This window comes from Anaerosoma tenue (genome assembly GCF_023161965.1).
Lineage (GTDB): Bacteria > Actinomycetota > Coriobacteriia > Anaerosomatales > Anaerosomataceae > Anaerosoma > Anaerosoma tenue.
In genome coordinates, this window is record NZ_JALNTY010000002.1 from 250,536 (window position 1) to 266,913 (window position 16,378).

The 16,378-nt window shown below is 66.5% G+C and carries 16 protein-coding genes; 11 read left to right on the forward strand and 5 right to left on the reverse strand.

Translation table 11 applies throughout. The annotated features are described in order from the left end of the window. The first annotated feature begins 9 nt into the window (after positions 1 to 9). From MSB02_RS06205 to rbr, 3 genes are all read left to right on the forward strand, one after another. Positions 10 to 1,329, forward strand: a complete 1,320-nt coding sequence (locus tag MSB02_RS06205) for a TIGR04283 family arsenosugar biosynthesis glycosyltransferase (RefSeq protein WP_267194366.1) — start codon at positions 10 to 12, stop codon at positions 1,327 to 1,329. Positions 1,330 to 1,414: 85 nt separating this feature from the next. Continuing rightward, a complete protein-coding gene (locus MSB02_RS06210) occupies positions 1,415 to 3,067 on the forward strand; it encodes a SulP family inorganic anion transporter (protein WP_267194367.1) in 1,653 nt (550 codons plus the stop codon). A 56-nt stretch (positions 3,068 to 3,123) separates the two neighbouring features. Beyond that, positions 3,124 to 3,699, forward strand: a complete 576-nt coding sequence (gene rbr / locus MSB02_RS06215) for a rubrerythrin (protein WP_267194368.1) — start codon at positions 3,124 to 3,126, stop codon at positions 3,697 to 3,699. 71 nt (positions 3,700 to 3,770) lie between these two features. Here rbr and MSB02_RS06220 read toward each other — a convergent pair whose 3' ends face one another. Both MSB02_RS06220 and typA read right to left on the reverse strand, forming a co-directional pair. Then, positions 3,771 to 4,823 carry a WD40 repeat domain-containing protein gene (locus MSB02_RS06220; protein ID WP_267194369.1) on the reverse strand — a complete coding sequence of 351 codons (1,053 nt, stop codon included), beginning with the start codon at positions 4,821 to 4,823 and terminating at the stop codon, positions 3,771 to 3,773. 237 nt (positions 4,824 to 5,060) lie between these two features. After that, a complete protein-coding gene (gene typA, locus MSB02_RS06225) occupies positions 5,061 to 6,869 on the reverse strand; it encodes a translational GTPase TypA (protein WP_267194370.1) in 1,809 nt (602 codons plus the stop codon). Between the two features lie 218 nt (positions 6,870 to 7,087). On the opposite strand from typA, the gene MSB02_RS06230 reads away from it, so the two are divergent. Further along, the gene (locus tag MSB02_RS06230) at positions 7,088 to 7,714 is read left to right on the forward strand and encodes a nucleotidyltransferase domain-containing protein (protein WP_267194371.1); all 627 of its coding nucleotides are present in this window, start codon (positions 7,088 to 7,090) and stop codon (positions 7,712 to 7,714) included. After that, positions 7,701 to 8,114, forward strand: a complete 414-nt coding sequence (locus MSB02_RS06235) for a hypothetical protein (protein WP_267194372.1) — start codon at positions 7,701 to 7,703, stop codon at positions 8,112 to 8,114. The genes MSB02_RS06230 and MSB02_RS06235 overlap by 14 nt, the downstream gene beginning before the upstream one ends. 17 nt (positions 8,115 to 8,131) lie before the next feature. Here MSB02_RS06235 and MSB02_RS06240 read toward each other — a convergent pair whose 3' ends face one another. Then, positions 8,132 to 8,629 carry a flavodoxin domain-containing protein gene (locus MSB02_RS06240; protein ID WP_267194373.1) on the reverse strand — a complete coding sequence of 166 codons (498 nt, stop codon included), beginning with the start codon at positions 8,627 to 8,629 and terminating at the stop codon, positions 8,132 to 8,134. Positions 8,630 to 8,907: 278 nt separating this feature from the next. Between MSB02_RS06240 and MSB02_RS06245 the strand changes: the two genes are divergently transcribed. After that, a complete protein-coding gene (locus tag MSB02_RS06245; protein ID WP_267194374.1) occupies positions 8,908 to 9,486 on the forward strand; it encodes a TetR/AcrR family transcriptional regulator in 579 nt (192 codons plus the stop codon). Between the two features lie 353 nt (positions 9,487 to 9,839). Next, on the forward strand, positions 9,840 to 10,697 hold the full coding sequence (locus tag MSB02_RS06250; RefSeq protein WP_267194375.1) for an MBL fold metallo-hydrolase: 858 nt from the start codon (positions 9,840 to 9,842) through the stop codon (positions 10,695 to 10,697). A gap of 17 nt (positions 10,698 to 10,714) precedes the next feature. Here MSB02_RS06250 and MSB02_RS06255 read toward each other — a convergent pair whose 3' ends face one another. After that, entirely contained in the window at positions 10,715 to 12,199 is a 1,485-nt protein-coding gene (locus MSB02_RS06255) for a potassium/proton antiporter (protein ID WP_267194376.1), read from the reverse strand. Between the two features lie 408 nt (positions 12,200 to 12,607). On the opposite strand from MSB02_RS06255, the gene MSB02_RS06260 reads away from it, so the two are divergent. From MSB02_RS06260 to MSB02_RS06275, 4 genes are all read left to right on the forward strand, one after another. Then, positions 12,608 to 13,795 carry a radical SAM/SPASM domain-containing protein gene (locus MSB02_RS06260; protein ID WP_267194377.1) on the forward strand — a complete coding sequence of 396 codons (1,188 nt, stop codon included), beginning with the start codon at positions 12,608 to 12,610 and terminating at the stop codon, positions 13,793 to 13,795. 90 nt (positions 13,796 to 13,885) lie between these two features. Beyond that, positions 13,886 to 14,452 carry a sigma-70 family RNA polymerase sigma factor gene (locus MSB02_RS06265; protein ID WP_267194378.1) on the forward strand — a complete coding sequence of 189 codons (567 nt, stop codon included), beginning with the start codon at positions 13,886 to 13,888 and terminating at the stop codon, positions 14,450 to 14,452. Then, positions 14,442 to 15,176 carry a hypothetical protein gene (locus tag MSB02_RS06270; RefSeq protein ID WP_267194379.1) on the forward strand — a complete coding sequence of 245 codons (735 nt, stop codon included), beginning with the start codon at positions 14,442 to 14,444 and terminating at the stop codon, positions 15,174 to 15,176. Before MSB02_RS06265 ends, MSB02_RS06270 begins: the two co-directional genes overlap by 11 nt. Before the next feature lie 122 nt (positions 15,177 to 15,298). Next, on the forward strand, positions 15,299 to 15,670 hold the full coding sequence (locus MSB02_RS06275) for a hypothetical protein (RefSeq protein WP_267194380.1): 372 nt from the start codon (positions 15,299 to 15,301) through the stop codon (positions 15,668 to 15,670). 108 nt (positions 15,671 to 15,778) lie between these two features. On the opposite strand, the gene MSB02_RS06280 is transcribed toward MSB02_RS06275, so the two are convergent. Next, on the reverse strand, positions 15,779 to 16,354 hold the full coding sequence (locus MSB02_RS06280; RefSeq protein ID WP_267194381.1) for a flavin reductase family protein: 576 nt from the start codon (positions 16,352 to 16,354) through the stop codon (positions 15,779 to 15,781). Positions 16,355 to 16,378: the final 24 nt, after the last annotated feature.

Here is a 16,378-nt window from a genome sequence, read left to right on the forward strand (position 1 = left end):
GGACACACCGTGCGACCCCGGCTCATCGTCATGACGCGCAACCCGGCGCTCGGGCGCGTCAAGAGCCGCATAGCCAAGGAGCTCGGCGACGCGACGGCGCTCGCAGTGCACCGCGAGCTTGCCGAGCACGTTATCAGGCGTGCCCGCGCCATCGAGATCGCTGGCGCAGTCGATCTGGAGATCAGGCTTGCTGATGGCGCCGCCGCTGCCGGCAGACGCTGGCTGGGTCGTGGGTTCAGGGTGCGCGCTCAGGGCGAAGGCACACTGGGAGACAGACTCGCGGAAGCCGTGAGAACGGCGATCTCGGAGGGCGCTCCTGCGGCGATCGCGATCGGCTCGGACTGCCCGGACGTGGGCGGGACGATAGTGCATGCAGCGATTGCCGAGCTCGTCAGGACCCCGCTCGTGCTCGGGCCGGCCGAGGACGGCGGCTACTATCTTGTAGGCGTGCGCGCGGACGTGGCTGACTCGGTGACGTCCGCGCTGTTCGGAGACATCCCCTGGGGTACGTCGCAGGTGCTCGCGGTCACGCTGGCACGGCTCTCCGCACTCGGCATGACCCCGGCGCTGCTGCCGACACTCGCCGATGTCGACCGACCGGAGGATGCGCGCCTCTGGGAGGCCCGACGTCTCGAGGAGCGCACCAGCCGCCCTCGCACGAGCGTGGTCATACCGAGCCTGGACGAGGAGGGGGTCATCGCGCGAGCGGTGCAGAGCGCCCGCGCATCGGGCGCGCACGAGGTCATCGTCGCCGACGGCGGAAGCGCGGATGCAACAGTGGCACGGGCCGAGGGAGCAGGCGCAACGGTTGTGCGTACACCGCGAGGCAGAGCGCAACAGATGAACGCCGGTGCCGCACTGGCATCTGGCGACGTGCTGCTCTTCTTGCACGCCGATACAATGCTCCCTGCAAACGCATGCGCGCTCATCGCCGATGCGCTCGGCGATCCCCGTGCGGTAGGCGGGGCGTTCGGCTACTCGGCGGGGAGTGCGTCAGACCGGCTCGACCGGCTCATCTCGGCGATAGGCCAGCTCCGCTACACGGTGTTCCGCCTACCCTATGGTGACCAGGCGATCTTCGTGCGACGCACCGTGTTCGAGGATCTCGGCGGCTTCCCGGAGCTGCCCGTGATGGAGGACTACGAGTTCGCGCTCAGGCTCAAGCGGCTCGGTGGCCTGGTTCGCACACCGGGAGCCATCCGCACCTCGACGCGTGCGTGGCGCGAGCGCGGGCTCCTCGCCGTCACCGTCCGCGACATGGCAACGATCGCAGGCTATCGGCTGGGGGTCGACCCGGCGCGGCTGGCGCGGTGGCGGAGCGCGATCTGACGCGAAAGGCCTGCCGTCACGCGCACGTTACCGGGTCCGGGAGTACACTGTCGGGGCTCATCCCGAGAACCGAAAGGACCCCCGCGTGAAACCCGCGATCATCGAAGCATGGGTTGCCGGCCTGTTCCGCAAGCAGCACTGGTTGCCCAACGCCGCCGCCGGTGTCGTGGTGGGTGTTGTGGCCATACCGCTCGCGATGGCGTTTGCGATCGCCGCCGGCGCCAAGCCGGAGCAGGGGCTCTACACCGCCATCATCGCGGGGCTCGTGGTGACGCTGTTCGGCGGCAGCCGCGTTCAGATCGCCGGCCCTACGGGTGCGTTCGCCGTTCTGCTTGCGGGCGTGACCGCGCGTCATGGGATCGGCGGACTCCAGGTGGTGACGCTGCTCGCCGGCGCGATCCTCGTGATCTTCGGCCTCGCGCGTCTGGGCAGCGTGATCAAGTACATCCCCGAATCGGTCGTGCTGGGTTTCACTGCAGGGATCGCCGTGGTCATCTGGGTCGGGCAATGGCCCAACTTCTTCGGGCTGCCCACCCCCACGAGCGAGCACTTCGCAGGTAAGGTCATGCAGATGGTCCAAGCGCTCCCATCGCTCGATCCCGCCACCACGCTCCTCGGGGTCGTCAGCGTGGTCGTGATCGCCCTGTGGCCCAGGATCCCTGCGCTCGGCAAGATCCCGGGCCCGCTCGTGGCGCTCGTATGTGGCACGGTGTTCGTAGCCCTGGCACACCCCGAGGGCGTCGCCACGATCGGATCGGCGTTCGGCGGTCTGCCGGGTGGCCTGCCATCCCCCGGGTTGCCGGACTTCGCCTGGAGCGATGTACCGCAACTCGTACGCCCTGCCTTTGCGATCGCGTTGCTGGGAGCGATCGAATCGCTCCTCTCGGCAACGGTGGCCGATGGCATGACGGGCACGAAGCACGACTCCAACCAGGAACTCCTCGGCCAGGGAGCCGCCAACATGGCGGCGGCGCTGTTTGGCGGCTTTGCCGCCACGGGCGCCATAGCGCGTACGGCCACGAACATCCGGCACGGAGGGAACAGCCCGATCGCCGGCGTCTTCCACGTGCTTACGGTGATGCTGGTGCTGGTGGCGCTCGCACCGCTGGCGGCATACGTGCCGCTCGCCACTCTGGCCGCGATCCTGTTCGTGGTGGCATTCAACATGAGCGAGGTCGGCCGCATCATCCGCATCGCGCGACGCGCCCCCCGCTCCGACGTAGCGGTAATGCTCATCACCCTCGTCCTCACGATCTTCGCCGATCTCGTGATTGCCGTGGAGGTGGGGGTGATCCTGGCGCTGCTGAACTTCTTCCGACGCATGACGGCGGCCGTCGGCGTGACCGAGATGCCGTCCGGGTCCACCCCGGAGGCCGAGACCGTTCCGGCCTTCAGGGACGTGCTCGTGTTCACGATCGACGGGCCGTTCTTCTTCGGCGCGGTCGACCAGTTCGAGTCGGCCCTCCTCCACACCAACACCGAACCCAGGGCCGTGATCGTGAGCATGGAGAACGTGCCCTTCATCGATCTCACGGCACTGGCGAGTCTGCAGGAGACCATGGACCGGCTTCGCAAGCATGAGGTAATCGTGGCGTTGTGCTGCACGAAGCCGAAAGTGGCCGAGCGCATCGAGAACGCCGGTATCGCCGAGGGGTTGCCGCTTCCCGTGACCGCTTCACTCGAAGAAGCGCTCCGGACGGTGGGCGAGCGCACCGTCTCCCGCGACGGCCTACGGTAGAATACAGGTTCGGCCCCGGGCCGGACCGCACCGTCCCCGACAGAAAGGAGCCCGCTGTGGCAAGCCTCAAAGGCACCCGCACCGAGCAGAACCTGCTGAAGTCGTTCGCCGGCGAGAGCCAGGCGCGCACGCGCTACACGTACTTCTCGAGCGTGGCCAAGAAGGAGGGCTACGAGCAGATCGCGGCCATCTTCATGGAGACCGCCGAGAACGAGAAGGAGCACGCCAAGGTGTTCTTCAAGTACCTCGAGGGCGGCATGGTGGAGATCACCGCCATGTACCCGGCCGGCGTCATCGGCACCACCGCGGAGAACCTGCTCGCGGCCGCCGACGGCGAGCGCGAGGAGTGGGGCGAGCTGTATCCCGAGTTCGCAAAGGTCGCCGAGGAAGAGGGCTTCCCGGAGATCGCGCACTCGTTCCGCGAGATCGCCGAGGTGGAGGAAGCGCACGAGGCCCGCTACCGCAAGCTGCTCAGCAATGTGGAGAGCGGCACCGTCTTCAAGCGCGACACGGTCGTGCGCTGGAAGTGCCGCAACTGCGGCTACATCCATGAGGGTCCCGAGGCCCCCGAAGAGTGCCCGGCGTGCGCGCATCCGCAGGCGCACTACGAGCTGTTCGTCGAGACGTACTAGACGACACTCGCGGCTTATCCTGAGTGAGCTGACAGCCCGCCCGGGCAGTATCCCGGGCGGGCTGTCTCACTTCACAGGTCCCAGACCTGGACGACGCCGTCGCCGCCCGCAGTGCCGAAGAACTGCGAACCACTCGAGGTGACGAGCACACGGCCATCCGCCGACAGAGCGCAGTCGGTCACATCGGCCACCGCGAGACGCCGCAGCACCTCGAGGCGCTCAAGGTCCCACACGGTCACCGACTCGGCGCGCGCGCCCAGACACGCGGTCACACCAAGCGGCCGATCCCGCGCCACCGCGCACGCGACCGTCACACCGTCGAGGGCTATCCTCTCAGGTTGGGCCGAGCCCGTCGTCATCGGCCGTACCAGCGCATCGCTCCCCTGCGCGAAGATCCCGTGCGTGCAACCTGCTGCGATCACGGACCCCGGACGGTCCAGACCTCTCGAGCGATCGTGAGCGTTGAGCGGGATGACGTCGGCCGGGCGAGCGCGCTCTGAACGCCGTGGACGCCGCACAGAAACCTCGCCGTCAGGGCCGACCGCCGCCACAGCGCCTCCGTCAGGACGGAGCGCGAGTTGCCGCGTCCGCTCCAGACACTCGCCGAGCTCCACCAGCGTGCCGTCCGCAAGCTCGAAGTCGCCCCAGACCACGCGACCGCGCGGTAGTGCGAACCAGATCCGGATGCGTTCCTCCGCCTCGTCGATCCGGCACGCCTGCGCCCACGCATCATCGTCGTCCGAGTAGATCCAGCCCACGCAGGCGAGTTGCTCGCGGATCGATGGGTCCCACTCGGCACTGTTCGCAAGGTTCCACACCGTGACGAACTCGCTCCACACGTGAACGAGAAGGCGTCCGTCTTCCGAGAAGCCGAGCGCACGCGTGCCGATGTCGGTGCCGGCGCTCCATGCGGCGATCTCCCGCTCCACAGGATCCCGGCCGACGGTCGCCGGGCCGGGCACCTCCGGTGTCCCGAGCTTCCAGAGAAGGCCGCCAGTGTTCGCGTCCCACACACGGACAGCTACGTCCTCACCCCCGGAGGCCACGAGGCTGCCGTCGGCAGAGACCGCGCATGCGTCCACAGATCCGAGATGCCCGCGGAGTGTCAGGCGCGGTGCTGTCACCTGCGCACCCTGGGTACGTGGATCGGGACGTAGTCTCGCATGAGAGCCCTTCCCGAGGCCGACTCGCAATCATTGTAGCCGAGGAGCTGGCTGCGCGGCTCGAGCGTGCTGGACACGGCGGGGTGGTGGTCAAAGCGCTCCATTTGCGAAGCCGGGTTCGCGCGGATGGATGACAGGGAGTGACCTAAGCGCTCCATTTGCGAAGCTCGAGCGCGTGGTCACTCCCTGTCATCCACCTCAGCCCCGCCTCGCCTTCTTGCGGTCGTTCTCAGCGAGAAGCCGCTTCCGCAGCCGGATGCTCTTGGGCGTGACCTCCACGAGCTCGTCGTCCTCGATGTACTCGAGCGCCTCCTCGAGCGTGAACGTGATCGGTGGCGCGAGGATGATGCCCTTGTCGGCCGAGGCGGCACGCATGTTGGTGAGCTGCTTCGCCTTGGCAACGTTGACCACGAGGTCGTTGTCCTTGGCGTGCTCACCCACGATCATGCCCTCGTAGCACATCTCGCCCGGCCCGATGAACATCTTGCCGCGCTGCTGGAGCGCATCGAGCGCGAAGGCGACGCTCTTGTCGGTGGACATCGCGATGAGCGAGCCGTTGATGCGGCCGCCGATCTCGCCCTGGTACGGTCCGTACTCGAGGAAGTGATGGAACAGCGTGGCCTCACCGCGCGTGGCGTTGAGGATGCGGGTACGAAGGCCCATCACACCACGGGTGGCGATCCTGAACTCGAGGTGCACCTGGGCGTCGCGCTGCACCATGTCGGTCATCTCGCCGCCACGGCTGCCGAAGATCTCGATGACCTTGCCGGCGTACTCGCTCGGCACGTCCACAACCGCCTGCTCGATCGGCTCGAGCTTCTTGTTGCCGTCGTGCTTGACGATCACCTGCGGACGGCCGACCTGGAACTCATAGCCCTCACGGCGCATCGTCTCCATCAGCACCGACAGGTGCAGCACTCCGCGGCCCGCGACCTCCATGCCGGTCTTGTCCTCGCTCTCGGTGATGCGCATCGAGATGTTCGACTCGGCCTCGCGGAGCAGCCGCTCCTTGATCTGACGACCGCCCACTATGGTGCCCTCCCGGCCCACGAGCGGACTCGTGGACGCGGCGAAGACGACCGACATCGTCGGCTCCTCCACATGGATCGGGTCGAGCTGCACCGGATCGAGACGGCAGGTGAACATGTCGCCGATGTCGGCGTCGTCCACACCCACGACGGCGATGATGTCGCCCGCGTGCGCCTGCTGCGCCTCGGCACGGCCAAGCGCCTCGAACGTGTAGAGCTGTTTCACGGCCGCCTGGTACCGGCTGCCGTCGTTCTTGATCACGAGGATGCGCTCACCCGAGTGCATCGTGCCCGAGAACAGACGCCCGATGCCGATACGGCCCACGTACTCGGAGTGGTCGATGGTGCAGACCTGCATGGCCACCGGCCCGTTGGGGTCGACGTCGGGGCACGGCACGTGCTCCACGATCGCGTCGAGCAGGGGCAGCATGTCCATGTTGCCGTCGTCCGGATCGAAACGCGCATAGCCGTTCACAGCGCTCGTGTAGATGATCGGGAAGTCGAGCTGCTCATCGTCGGCGCCAAGCTCCACCATCAGGTCGAAGACGTCTCCGATGACCTCCATCGGGCGCGCCCCTGTGCGGTCGATCTTGTTCACCACCACGAGCGGCTTGAGGCCGTGCTCGAGCGCGTGACGCAGAACGAAGCGTGTCTGCGGCATGGGGCCGTCGAACGCGTCGATGATGAGCAGGCATCCGTCGGCCATTTTGAGCACGCGCTCGACCTCGCCGCCGAAGTCGGCGTGGCCCGGCGTGTCGATGACGTTGATCTTGATGTCGCCGTAGCGCACCGAGATGTTCTTGGCGAGGATGGTGATACCGCGCTCGCGCTCCTGGTCGTTGGAGTCCAGCACCTGGTCGACGACCTGCTGGTTGTCACGGAAGACGTGGGTGGCCTGCAAGAGGCGGTCCACGATGGTGGTCTTGCCGTGATCGACATGGGCGATGATCGCGATGTTGCGGATGTTCTCGGCGCGCATGGGTGCTCGGGTCTCCAAAGGGTCGTGTTAAGAAGCGGTACAGAGTACCACGCCGAGGGCGTATGGCGCACGTATGGAGCAACAGGCCGGGCACGGGCCGTAGGCCACCGCCACCCTCCGGCTCTCACTTGCGATGAGGCGTGGCCAGCTTCTATTGAAAGATCATCTGTCGTCGTTGATAGATTGACTTTCAATATATATAGATTTACTTTCAATACATGAGACCTACCTACACCATCGAAGACCTCCTTGGATCGCGCAGCCGTATTGCGGTGCTGCGCGTGCTTCATGGCGTCGAAGTTCCACTGAACACCTCGCAGATCGCAGTCCGGGCGAAGTTGTCTCACGTGGCGGCGGCCTCCGTGCTCTCAGACTTCGTCTCGATGGGCGTGGTCTTCAGCAGTCCCGCTGGCCGCGCGACGGTGCACTGGCTGAATCGCGAGAGTGTCTACGTTGAGAACATGCTCCAACCGCTCTTCCAGGCCGAGCGCAACGTGCCAGATGATCTCGTCGATGATCTCGCCTGGGTATTCCAGGACGAGGCCATCTCGGTGGTTCTCTTCGGCAGCTACGCTCGCGGTGATCAGGCCCCGGGCAGTGACGTTGATGTGGCGCTCGTTGCAGAAGGTCCGGACGAGAAGTCGACACTGGAATCGGCGATCGCTGATCACGCATCGGAGTTCCGAAACAGGTTTGGCGCACCGCTATCCGCACTGACCTATACACGCCGGGAGGCCGCGGCGCTCTGGGACACCAGCCCCCACCTCGCCGAGTCGTTGTGCCGCGACGGTCTCGTCGTTTCTGGCTTGAGCCCATGGGACTGGTGCGATCATGCCGAAGAATGACAACGTCCGATCGACTCCTCGGAGTGATGCGCGCGCAGCGCTCAGCAAGTGCCAGGAGTTCACGAACACGGCGCAAACAGCACTTGCCGATCAAAAATGGAACGCTGCGGGCCTGAACGCGATTCACGCAGGAATCGCTGCGGCAGATGCCGCTCTGATAGCGTCGGCGGGGCTCCGGAGTGCGTCACAAGACCACAGCTCGGTGGTATCACTGCTGGAACGCCAGGTACCCGAATTCGATGCCTCCCAGCGTCGACAACTTGCAGGGTTGCTGAAGATGAAGAATCAGGTGGCGTATGAGCAGCGGCTCCTCACGTACGTCGAGGCTCGCCAACTGGTCGATCAGGCGATGCGACTCACCAGATGGGCCGAGGGCGTGGTGAGCGAACACCTGACGTGATCGCCCGCTTCGTCTGCCTACAGATCCAGACCCTCCGCCCACGTTTCGATCTTGCCCCAGTCCCGCGCGTCGCCTTCAGCCGTGCCGCCGAACGTCTTGAACGCCCAGCGGGCGATGGACGAGGTGTCGTCGGCGGTCGGTCCCGTGCCGAGAAAGAACCCCTCGGCCACCGGCGTCACCGTGGCCCGCACCTTGTCGAGATACGCCAGCCGCTTTCGCGTCTGCTTCTCGTCGCTGCCGCCGTTCATGCTGTGCACGCAGAACACGGCTGTCGGGGTATCGCGGAGCGCTCCGGCGTTGGATTCGAGCCAGCTCACCGCCTCGGGAAGCCATGCGGCGCCGTTGATGGCGCTGCCCACCACCACCGCGTCGTAGCCGCCGGGCGACGGCTTCTCCCGCAGCGGCTTGACGTCGACCACGCAGCCGCGCTCGCTGAGCGTACGCCCGATCGCCTCGGCCACACCCGTCGTCGACCCCGTACGGGTCGCATAACCCACAAGTACCCGCTTGGACATCCCGGTCTCCTCCCCGAATGTGAACGATGGCGTATCGATGGCCGGTCCTTCCGCCCTCTCGATTTCCGCAGACGCGCATCCAGCCGTGAGCGCGACCGCGGTGATCGCACCGGCACACGCTCCCACTCGCACGAACTCCCGGCGCTCCATCATCGGCCCCATCGAACGGCTCCTCGCATCCCGACCTTCATCGTGCTAACCTAACGGTGTTAGGCTTCATGCGCAGTATGCTACCTAACACTGTTAGGGTCAAGTCCCGTTTTCGAGGAGTCCTCGCCGTGGTCACACCGAAGAAGCGCACCACCCCCCTCACCAAAGACGAGCTCTTCGCCACGGCACTGGCAATCGCTGACGCAGAGGGACTCGATGCGCTCTCGATGCGCCGGCTCGCCGCAGAGGTGGGCGTAGAGGCCGCCTCGCTCTACCACCACCTCCCCAACAAGGACGCGCTCCTCAACGGGATCCTGGTTCGCATGCGCTCGGAGATGCGCATCCCCGATCCACTGCCCGAGGACTGGAGGGAGCTGCTGCTCGCGATCTTCGCCGAGTACCAGCGCGTGCTGTCGGCCCACCCCAACCTCACCCCTCTTGCGGGCAGACGGGTGGAGACCGACCCGGACAGCGGCCTGGTCTTCCTCACGCAACTCGGCTTCAGCGACAACGACGCCGTGGAACTCTGGCAGTCGATGATCGCGCTGGTGACCGGGTTCTCGGTCTTCGGCTCGTCATACGCCGAGAGCGACGTGAGCGACCTTCCGACGGATCTCGCCCTGCGCATGAGCGACTGGCGCGATGAGACCTGCGTGCGGTCGCTCAGGATGCTGATCGACGCCTATGACGTCGCGCGCACCGGGTAGACGCGGTCAGTCCGCAGGCGTCTCCTGACACAGAGAGGGCCGCCGGTTGCCCGACGACCCTCTCCCATCGCTGCGTCAGACAGCGACTTCGTCCTGGTTTGCAGGAACGCGTAGCGTCGGGCCATCTCGGCCCGCTCACCCGCCGTCCTACGAGGTGGACACCTCCGCAGCGATGCTGTTACTACTCAACGCTGGATCACCTCCTCGTGGTCACGGCACGCCGGATCGCGTCCTGGGGCGTTCGCCCGTACCCCCATCATAGCGAGCGGCGTGCCGAAGTGCAGCCCTCGCTTCGCATGGCGCGGCCGGCACATCGCCCCGCACCGTCCGCCCGGCAGTGGCATACTGTCCCCATGCCTTCCGTACCAGACACCGCCACCCGCCTGTCCGGCGACACCTATGTGGTGCCGGGGCTGACCAACGCCGGCTACGTAGCAGGTCTCGGGATCGACACGTCCGAGAACGAGGCCGCCTACGCGGGCGTGGCCCTCGACACCCTCGCGATCACGCACGGTCATGCCGACCACTTCTCGATCGCGCATATCCTGCGGGATGCCGGCGCTCGCGTGATCGCCGCTCGCGACGACGCCGCGATGGTGGAGAACCCCGACATCAACATCCGCGGGATGTTCAGCTGGGCCAAGCCGAGCGACAAGATGACCACCAAGCTCTTCCGCGGTATCGGCTGCGCGGTGGACGGTCACGTGGAGGACTTCAACGACCACCGCGCCGTAGCGATCCCCCTCCCCGGCCACACCCTCGGCCACCACGGGTTCCTCACCGCCGACGGCGTGCTCTTCACCGGCGACGCTCTCTACATCCGCGACCTGTGGGAGCAGCACCCGCTCCCGTACGCGATCGACCCTGGCATGGTGGTCGCCTCGCTCGAACGCATACGCTCGGTGGACTGCACGTGGATCGTGCCCGCGCACGGGCGTCCCGTCAGTCGCGATGAGGCCGAGGAGCACATCGACTTCCACATCACGCAGGTGCGTCGCACCGCCGAGATGCTGCTGCACGGCCTGCGAAACGGCATGACCACCGAGGGCGCTGTGGCGTTCATCTCCCGCGAGCTCGGCCTGCCTGAGAACCAGGCGGTCTACTGGCTCGCAGTCACCGATGTGAAGGGTTACCTCGGCGAACTGCTGGACCGTGGGCTGATCGAGTTCTCCGTGCGCGACCACGTGGGTTGGTGGCAGACGATCGCGTGACAGCGATCGACGCCCGCCTAGAGATCGCAGCGGGCCGCGCAGCAGACATGCGGTCGCATCGCCTCGATCATCTCGACCGTCCCGAGCAGGTGCAGTTCGTCGCCCCCGGCAAGCACGGTCGTCCCGCCGGGGATGAAGTACCGGCCTTCGCGCCGCATGAGGATCACCAGCGGCATGTGCGGCCCGCCCACATCGAGGAGATGACTCCCGTCGGCGAACGAGCCGGGCTCCACGTGCAGGCGTGCGATCATCATCCCCGTTGCGGCATCCCCGTCGATCTCTATGGGCAGCCGCTCAACGCGCTCGACCGGGACATCCACCCTGAGCAGGCGTGCCATCAGGCCAGCCGTGGGTCCCTGGATCAGCACCGAGAAGACCACGACGAAGAACACGGTGTTGAATATGGATCCCGCGGTCTCCAGGCCTGCGACCATCGGGAACGTTGCCAGGATGATCGGCGCGGCGCCCCGTAGCCCCACCCACGACACCATGACCCTCTCACGGAGTGAGAAGTCCGATCCGAGGAGGAGCGCCATCACCGCAAGCGGGCGCGCCATAAGCATGAGCACAGCCGAGATCGCGAGCCCGGGCACAGCGTGCTCGAGCAGCTCGGAGGGGAAGACGAGCAGTCCGAGGATCAGGAACATCACGATCTGCATCAGCCACGCAACGCCCTCATGGAAGCGGAGCAGGCTCCGGCGGTGCGCGAACACGCGCCCGGCCATCGCAAGCCCCGCCATGTAGGCCGCCATGAAGCCGCTCGTGCCGACGATCTCGGCCACCCCGAACACCACGCCGGCCGCGGCGAGCGTCAGCACCGGATACAGGCCGTCATGCTCGAGATCGATGCGGTTGAGAATCCGCACAAGGAGGACACCCGACAGCCAGCCTATCGCGCCGCCACCCGCAAGTCGTAGCAGGTACGACAGGGGGACGAGCGCGCCCACGGGAGCATCGCCAGCGGCGAACGCCACCAGTGTGACCACGAGGAACACAGCAGTGGGATCGTTGCTCGCCGACTCGAACTCGATGAGCGTCCGGAGTCTCGGTGGCAGCCCGACGTCCCTCGAGCGGAGGACGGAGAAGACCGCTGCCGCGTCTGTGGATGAGAGGATGGCGCCGAGCAGGAGTCCCTCGGTCAACGGTATGTCGAGGACCACCACGCAGAACGCGCCCACCACTCCCGCCGTGACCATAACCCCGACGGTCGCGAGCAGCGCCCCCCTCACAGCCACTGTGCGTGAGAGGTTCTTGAGGTCGGTCTGCAGCCCGCCGTCGAAGAGGATCAGGAAGAGCGCCACCGAGCCTGCCGCCATCGCGGCAAGCGGGCTGTCGAACGGTATCCCGCCGGGACCCTCGGAGCCGGCAAGCATGCCGGTCACGAGGAAGAGCAGCAACGCTGGTATGCCGAATCGCGATGAGAGCTTGCTCGCCAACACGCCGGCGACCAGGAGGGCAGCGCTCACCAGGATCGGTGCGACCGTCGCTCCGTTGATGGCCACTCCTTGTCACGGCCGCTTCCGCAGGACTCGCCGCCCGCAGAGCGGCCGGGCGCCGCATGTACGGCCTCTGATAGGGTACCTTCTCGTAGGATACCAAGCGCACACGAGGAGCGCCGACCGCTGAGCCCGTTCGTATTCATAGTGATCGAACAAGCGCGGAAGGCCGCCCAGGGCAAGATCACGCCCAAGGAACGTGCCCGCCTGCGTAAGCTGCAGGCCGCCCGGCGCTTCGCTCGCAAGCACCAGCGACGTGCGCGTATGAGCACGAGAGACTGAGCCCGGGGAGCGTTGGCGCACGCGACTCCGATGTTTGGCTCACCCCTTGCACGGTGTTACCCTGTTAGGGTTCGCTAACCCGCCTCGCCGGTACGGGGCTGCACTCATCGCTCCACACAAGGAGGCACGGCTATGGCCCACGTTCGCTCGCTGTTCTTCGACGGTCCGCTTTCCGAAGCCGAGAACAAGGCGCTCAAGTGCGCCGAACTCGGCAGGCCGAGCGACATCATCTGGAACATCACCAACCGCTGCAACCTGCGGTGCAACCACTGCTACATGTCAGCGGATGCGCACGTCCTTCCCGAGGAGCTTTCGGATGAAGAGACGATCGACATCGTCCGCCGCATGGGCGAGGCGGGAGTGCCGGTGGTGTTCCTCTCCGGCGGCGAGCCGATGATGCGGCCCAATTTCTGGGAGATACTCGCCGAGGTGAACAAGCAGGGCGTGCGCCCCACGATCTCCACCAACTGCACGATGATCGACGAGGCCGCCGCCAAGCGCCTCAAGGAGTACGGCGTGCGGTGGATCGCGACTTCCATGTACGGCCCGGCCCAGTTCCACGACGAGATGGTGGGCGTTCCCGGAACGCACACGCGGGTGCTCCGCGCGATCAAGGCGCTCCGTGCCGAGGGCGTAGGCGTGGTGCTCAAGACCGCGCTCTCGGTGGATACCTGGCCGCACATCTTCGACATCATCCAGATGGCCAAGAACAACGACTGCGGCATGATCTACATCTGCGACCTCATCACGTCAGGCCGCAGCGAAGGCGAGGACGACTCGCGGGTGACGGTGGAGCAGTGGCGGGAACTCGCCGACTTCATCGTCGAGGACATGCTGGACCCCGATCTCAAGTTCGAGTACGACGTGGGCGCCCTCCCCTCGGTGATCCCCTACATCGCCGAGCGGTTCATCGAGCGCGGCGTGGACGTGAGCAAGGGTCTTGAGCGCCTCAAGATCATGAGCGCCTGCCCTGTGGGCAAGGGACACATGAACCTGAGCTCGGAAGGGAACATCATGCCCTGCCAGTTCGCACAGGACTGGACCGTGGGCAACATCCGCGAGATGAGCTTTGCCGAGGCCACCGAGGCGTTGTATGAGATCGACCTGCAGGAGTCCGGAGGCATCTGCGCGCCGGAGAACTGCGAGTACTCGCGCATCTGCCGTGGCTGCCGCGCGAAGGCGTGGCAGCGTGAGGGCGACTATATGGCCGAGGACCTCACCTGCATACTCCACCCCGAGAGGGCACGGACGATACCGGTGCAGCGGCTTGCGGGCAAATCGCCTGCGGCCCCGTGCGCCGTCCCCGGCGGCTGCGGATAAGGCAGGCGCACAACCCTACTCGCTCCTATATCGGTCCGCTCAGTAACGTGGGAGGGGCTTCGAGCGTTGTCCCTACCGAAACGGAGAGACGTGTCTGCGGTGACCGACCGGCGTCTGGCCCGGCTCGTCCGTCGCGCGTGCGACGGAGACCCCCGGGCGTTCGGCCGCCTCTACGACGAGTATGCCGACCGCGTCTACGCGTTCGTCCGCTCCAGGACGGATTCGTCACACGACGCTGAGGACATCACCGCCGCCGTCTTCCTGAAGGCATGGGAGGCGATCGGCTCCTACGACGACCGGGGACTGCCGTTCTCGGCATGGCTGTTCCGTATAGCCCGGAACGCCGTGGTTGACGAGTACCGGCGCGGCGCTCGGCGGCCGATACCCACCGAAGAAGCGGTGGAGCCGGAGGAAGCGGATGAGGGCCCGGATGTAGCCGTGATCGCGGCAGCCGATGCCGCGCGAGTACGGGAAGCGGTGAGGGCGCTCACCGAGGAGCAGGCTCTGGTGATCGCGCTCCGGTTCTGGTGGGACATGAGCATCAAAGAGACGGCACAGACGCTCGGCAAGAACGAGAACGCGATCAAGGCGCTGCAGCACCGGGCAGTGAGATCGCTGGCACGGATGCTCGAAGAGGGCGACGACGATGGCGCGTAGGAACGACAACAGCACAGACAGGCTGGCCGACGCGATGGCCCGCTCGGCAGAGACCATGCCAGACGAGGCCCGCGAGCGGGTCCGGGCGCGCGTCATGCACGACGTGCGCGCCGATTCGCACCTTGGCCTGATCGCCATCATGTCTCACCGCCTCGCCGTAGCGGTGACCGCATTCGCGGTACTCACGAGTGGCGTCGCCTACGCGGCCGAGCGGTCGGTGCCTGGCGATCTCCTCTACCAGATCAAGCGGGGAGCCGAGACCGCTCTCGTGGCCGTGCTTCCGCCCGGCGGACTCGAGAACCGTGTGCTTGTCCGTTTGGCCGAGAGGCGTGCGGGCGAAGCCGCACGGCTCGCCACCGAGGGCGCGACCGGCGTGGTCGTGGACGAGGCCATCGGCCAGTTGCGCGAAGCCCTGCGCGAAGCGACCTCGGCTGAGGGTCCGCTCGACGAGGCTGACTTGCAGCGGATCCGCAAGCGCGGCGCGGATGCGCCTTACGCGGCACGCAAGGCGATCGATGACGCCGTTGCAACGTCCGGCAGCGGGCAGGAGTCTGGCGGCGGACAGGATGGATCGGGCGGGGCCACCGGCACGGGCTCTCAGAAGCAGGGTCCGGTGGAAGATAGCGGCGCCCAGAACGGGTCGCAGGACGCCGGGCAGGCCTCTGATCCCACGTCATCCGGCGAGCCGTCCGGCGAGACGAGCGGAACGGCTACCGGGCGGTGAGCCGTGCATCGATAGCGGGCAGACCACTTGTCGCTTGAGTGCGCTCCACCCGTAACCCGTCGTACGCAATGCTCGTTTCCCTGGATGTGTCACCCGTGTCCCAGAGTGTGAAGAGGTGCCCGATGAGGAAGTGGACGATAGCGTTCATCGCTTCGGTCTGTGTAGTGATGCTGGTTGCGGCTCCTGCGCTCGCCGCCGAGCAGGCCAAGACCCAGAGTCAGGATCGTGTGTGTGTCGAGGACGGCTCGTGCCCGGAGGAGTGCGTGCAGACCCAGACGCAAACCCAGACGCGCATCCAGCTTAAGAGCCAGGTGCAGACATCCACCGTCGAGCCACTGAAGGCTCAGCCGCAACCCATGGTCCAGACGCACGTGCGCGTGCAACTGCGGATCGGCAACGGAGACTCCGAGAACGCCCCCGAGTGGGCGAAGAAGACCGCGTGCGAGAACAAGAGGATCCTCAAGCACGCGGCACTCAACCTGGGCAGTGACTGAGGTCGATTCCCCCCGATATCAGTCCCGCCGGAAGGGCGTCCGCATCGCGGGCGCCCTTCTGAACACCCGGGGAGAAGCAACGGCACGCACGGGTCTTCTACCGGGCGGTCATTCGCGGCCGACCGCCTTGCCCACGCTGTACGCATCGGCCACCTTCCCGCCCAGCCTCCGGTACTCCCGCGAACCGGCGATGTACACGAGCGGATCGAGCGCCGCCACGTCGACCTTGCCCCCGGTCTCGTCGAGCACCGCCTCCTCGGCATGGCTCTCCACGACCTCCGCGATCAGCAGCACATGGCTGCCGAGTTCGACCTCCTGCACCACCCGGCACTCCATCTGGTACGGGCACTCCACGATACGCGGCGCCTCCACCAGGGATGACGGCTCGAGCGTCCAGCCGCTCTCGGCGAACTTGTCCCGATCGCGACCAGAGGTCGTGCCGAAGAAGTCCACCACTGCGGCGTCGCTCGCGCGTGGGGCGTTGACGGTGAGCGTACCGGAGATACGTATGAGCTCGAGCGTCCGGCGGCTCTCGCGCAGGGCGATCGCCAACCGGGGTGGCGCTGTGGCGCAGATGCCTATCCAGGCCACTGCGCACGCGTCAGCCTCGTCTATGGAGCCGCCGCATACGAGCGGCACCGGCATGGGGTAGAGCCGGTCGCTTGGCCCAAGCCGCTTCTTCATGAGAACCTCCCCGTCAGCGGGACC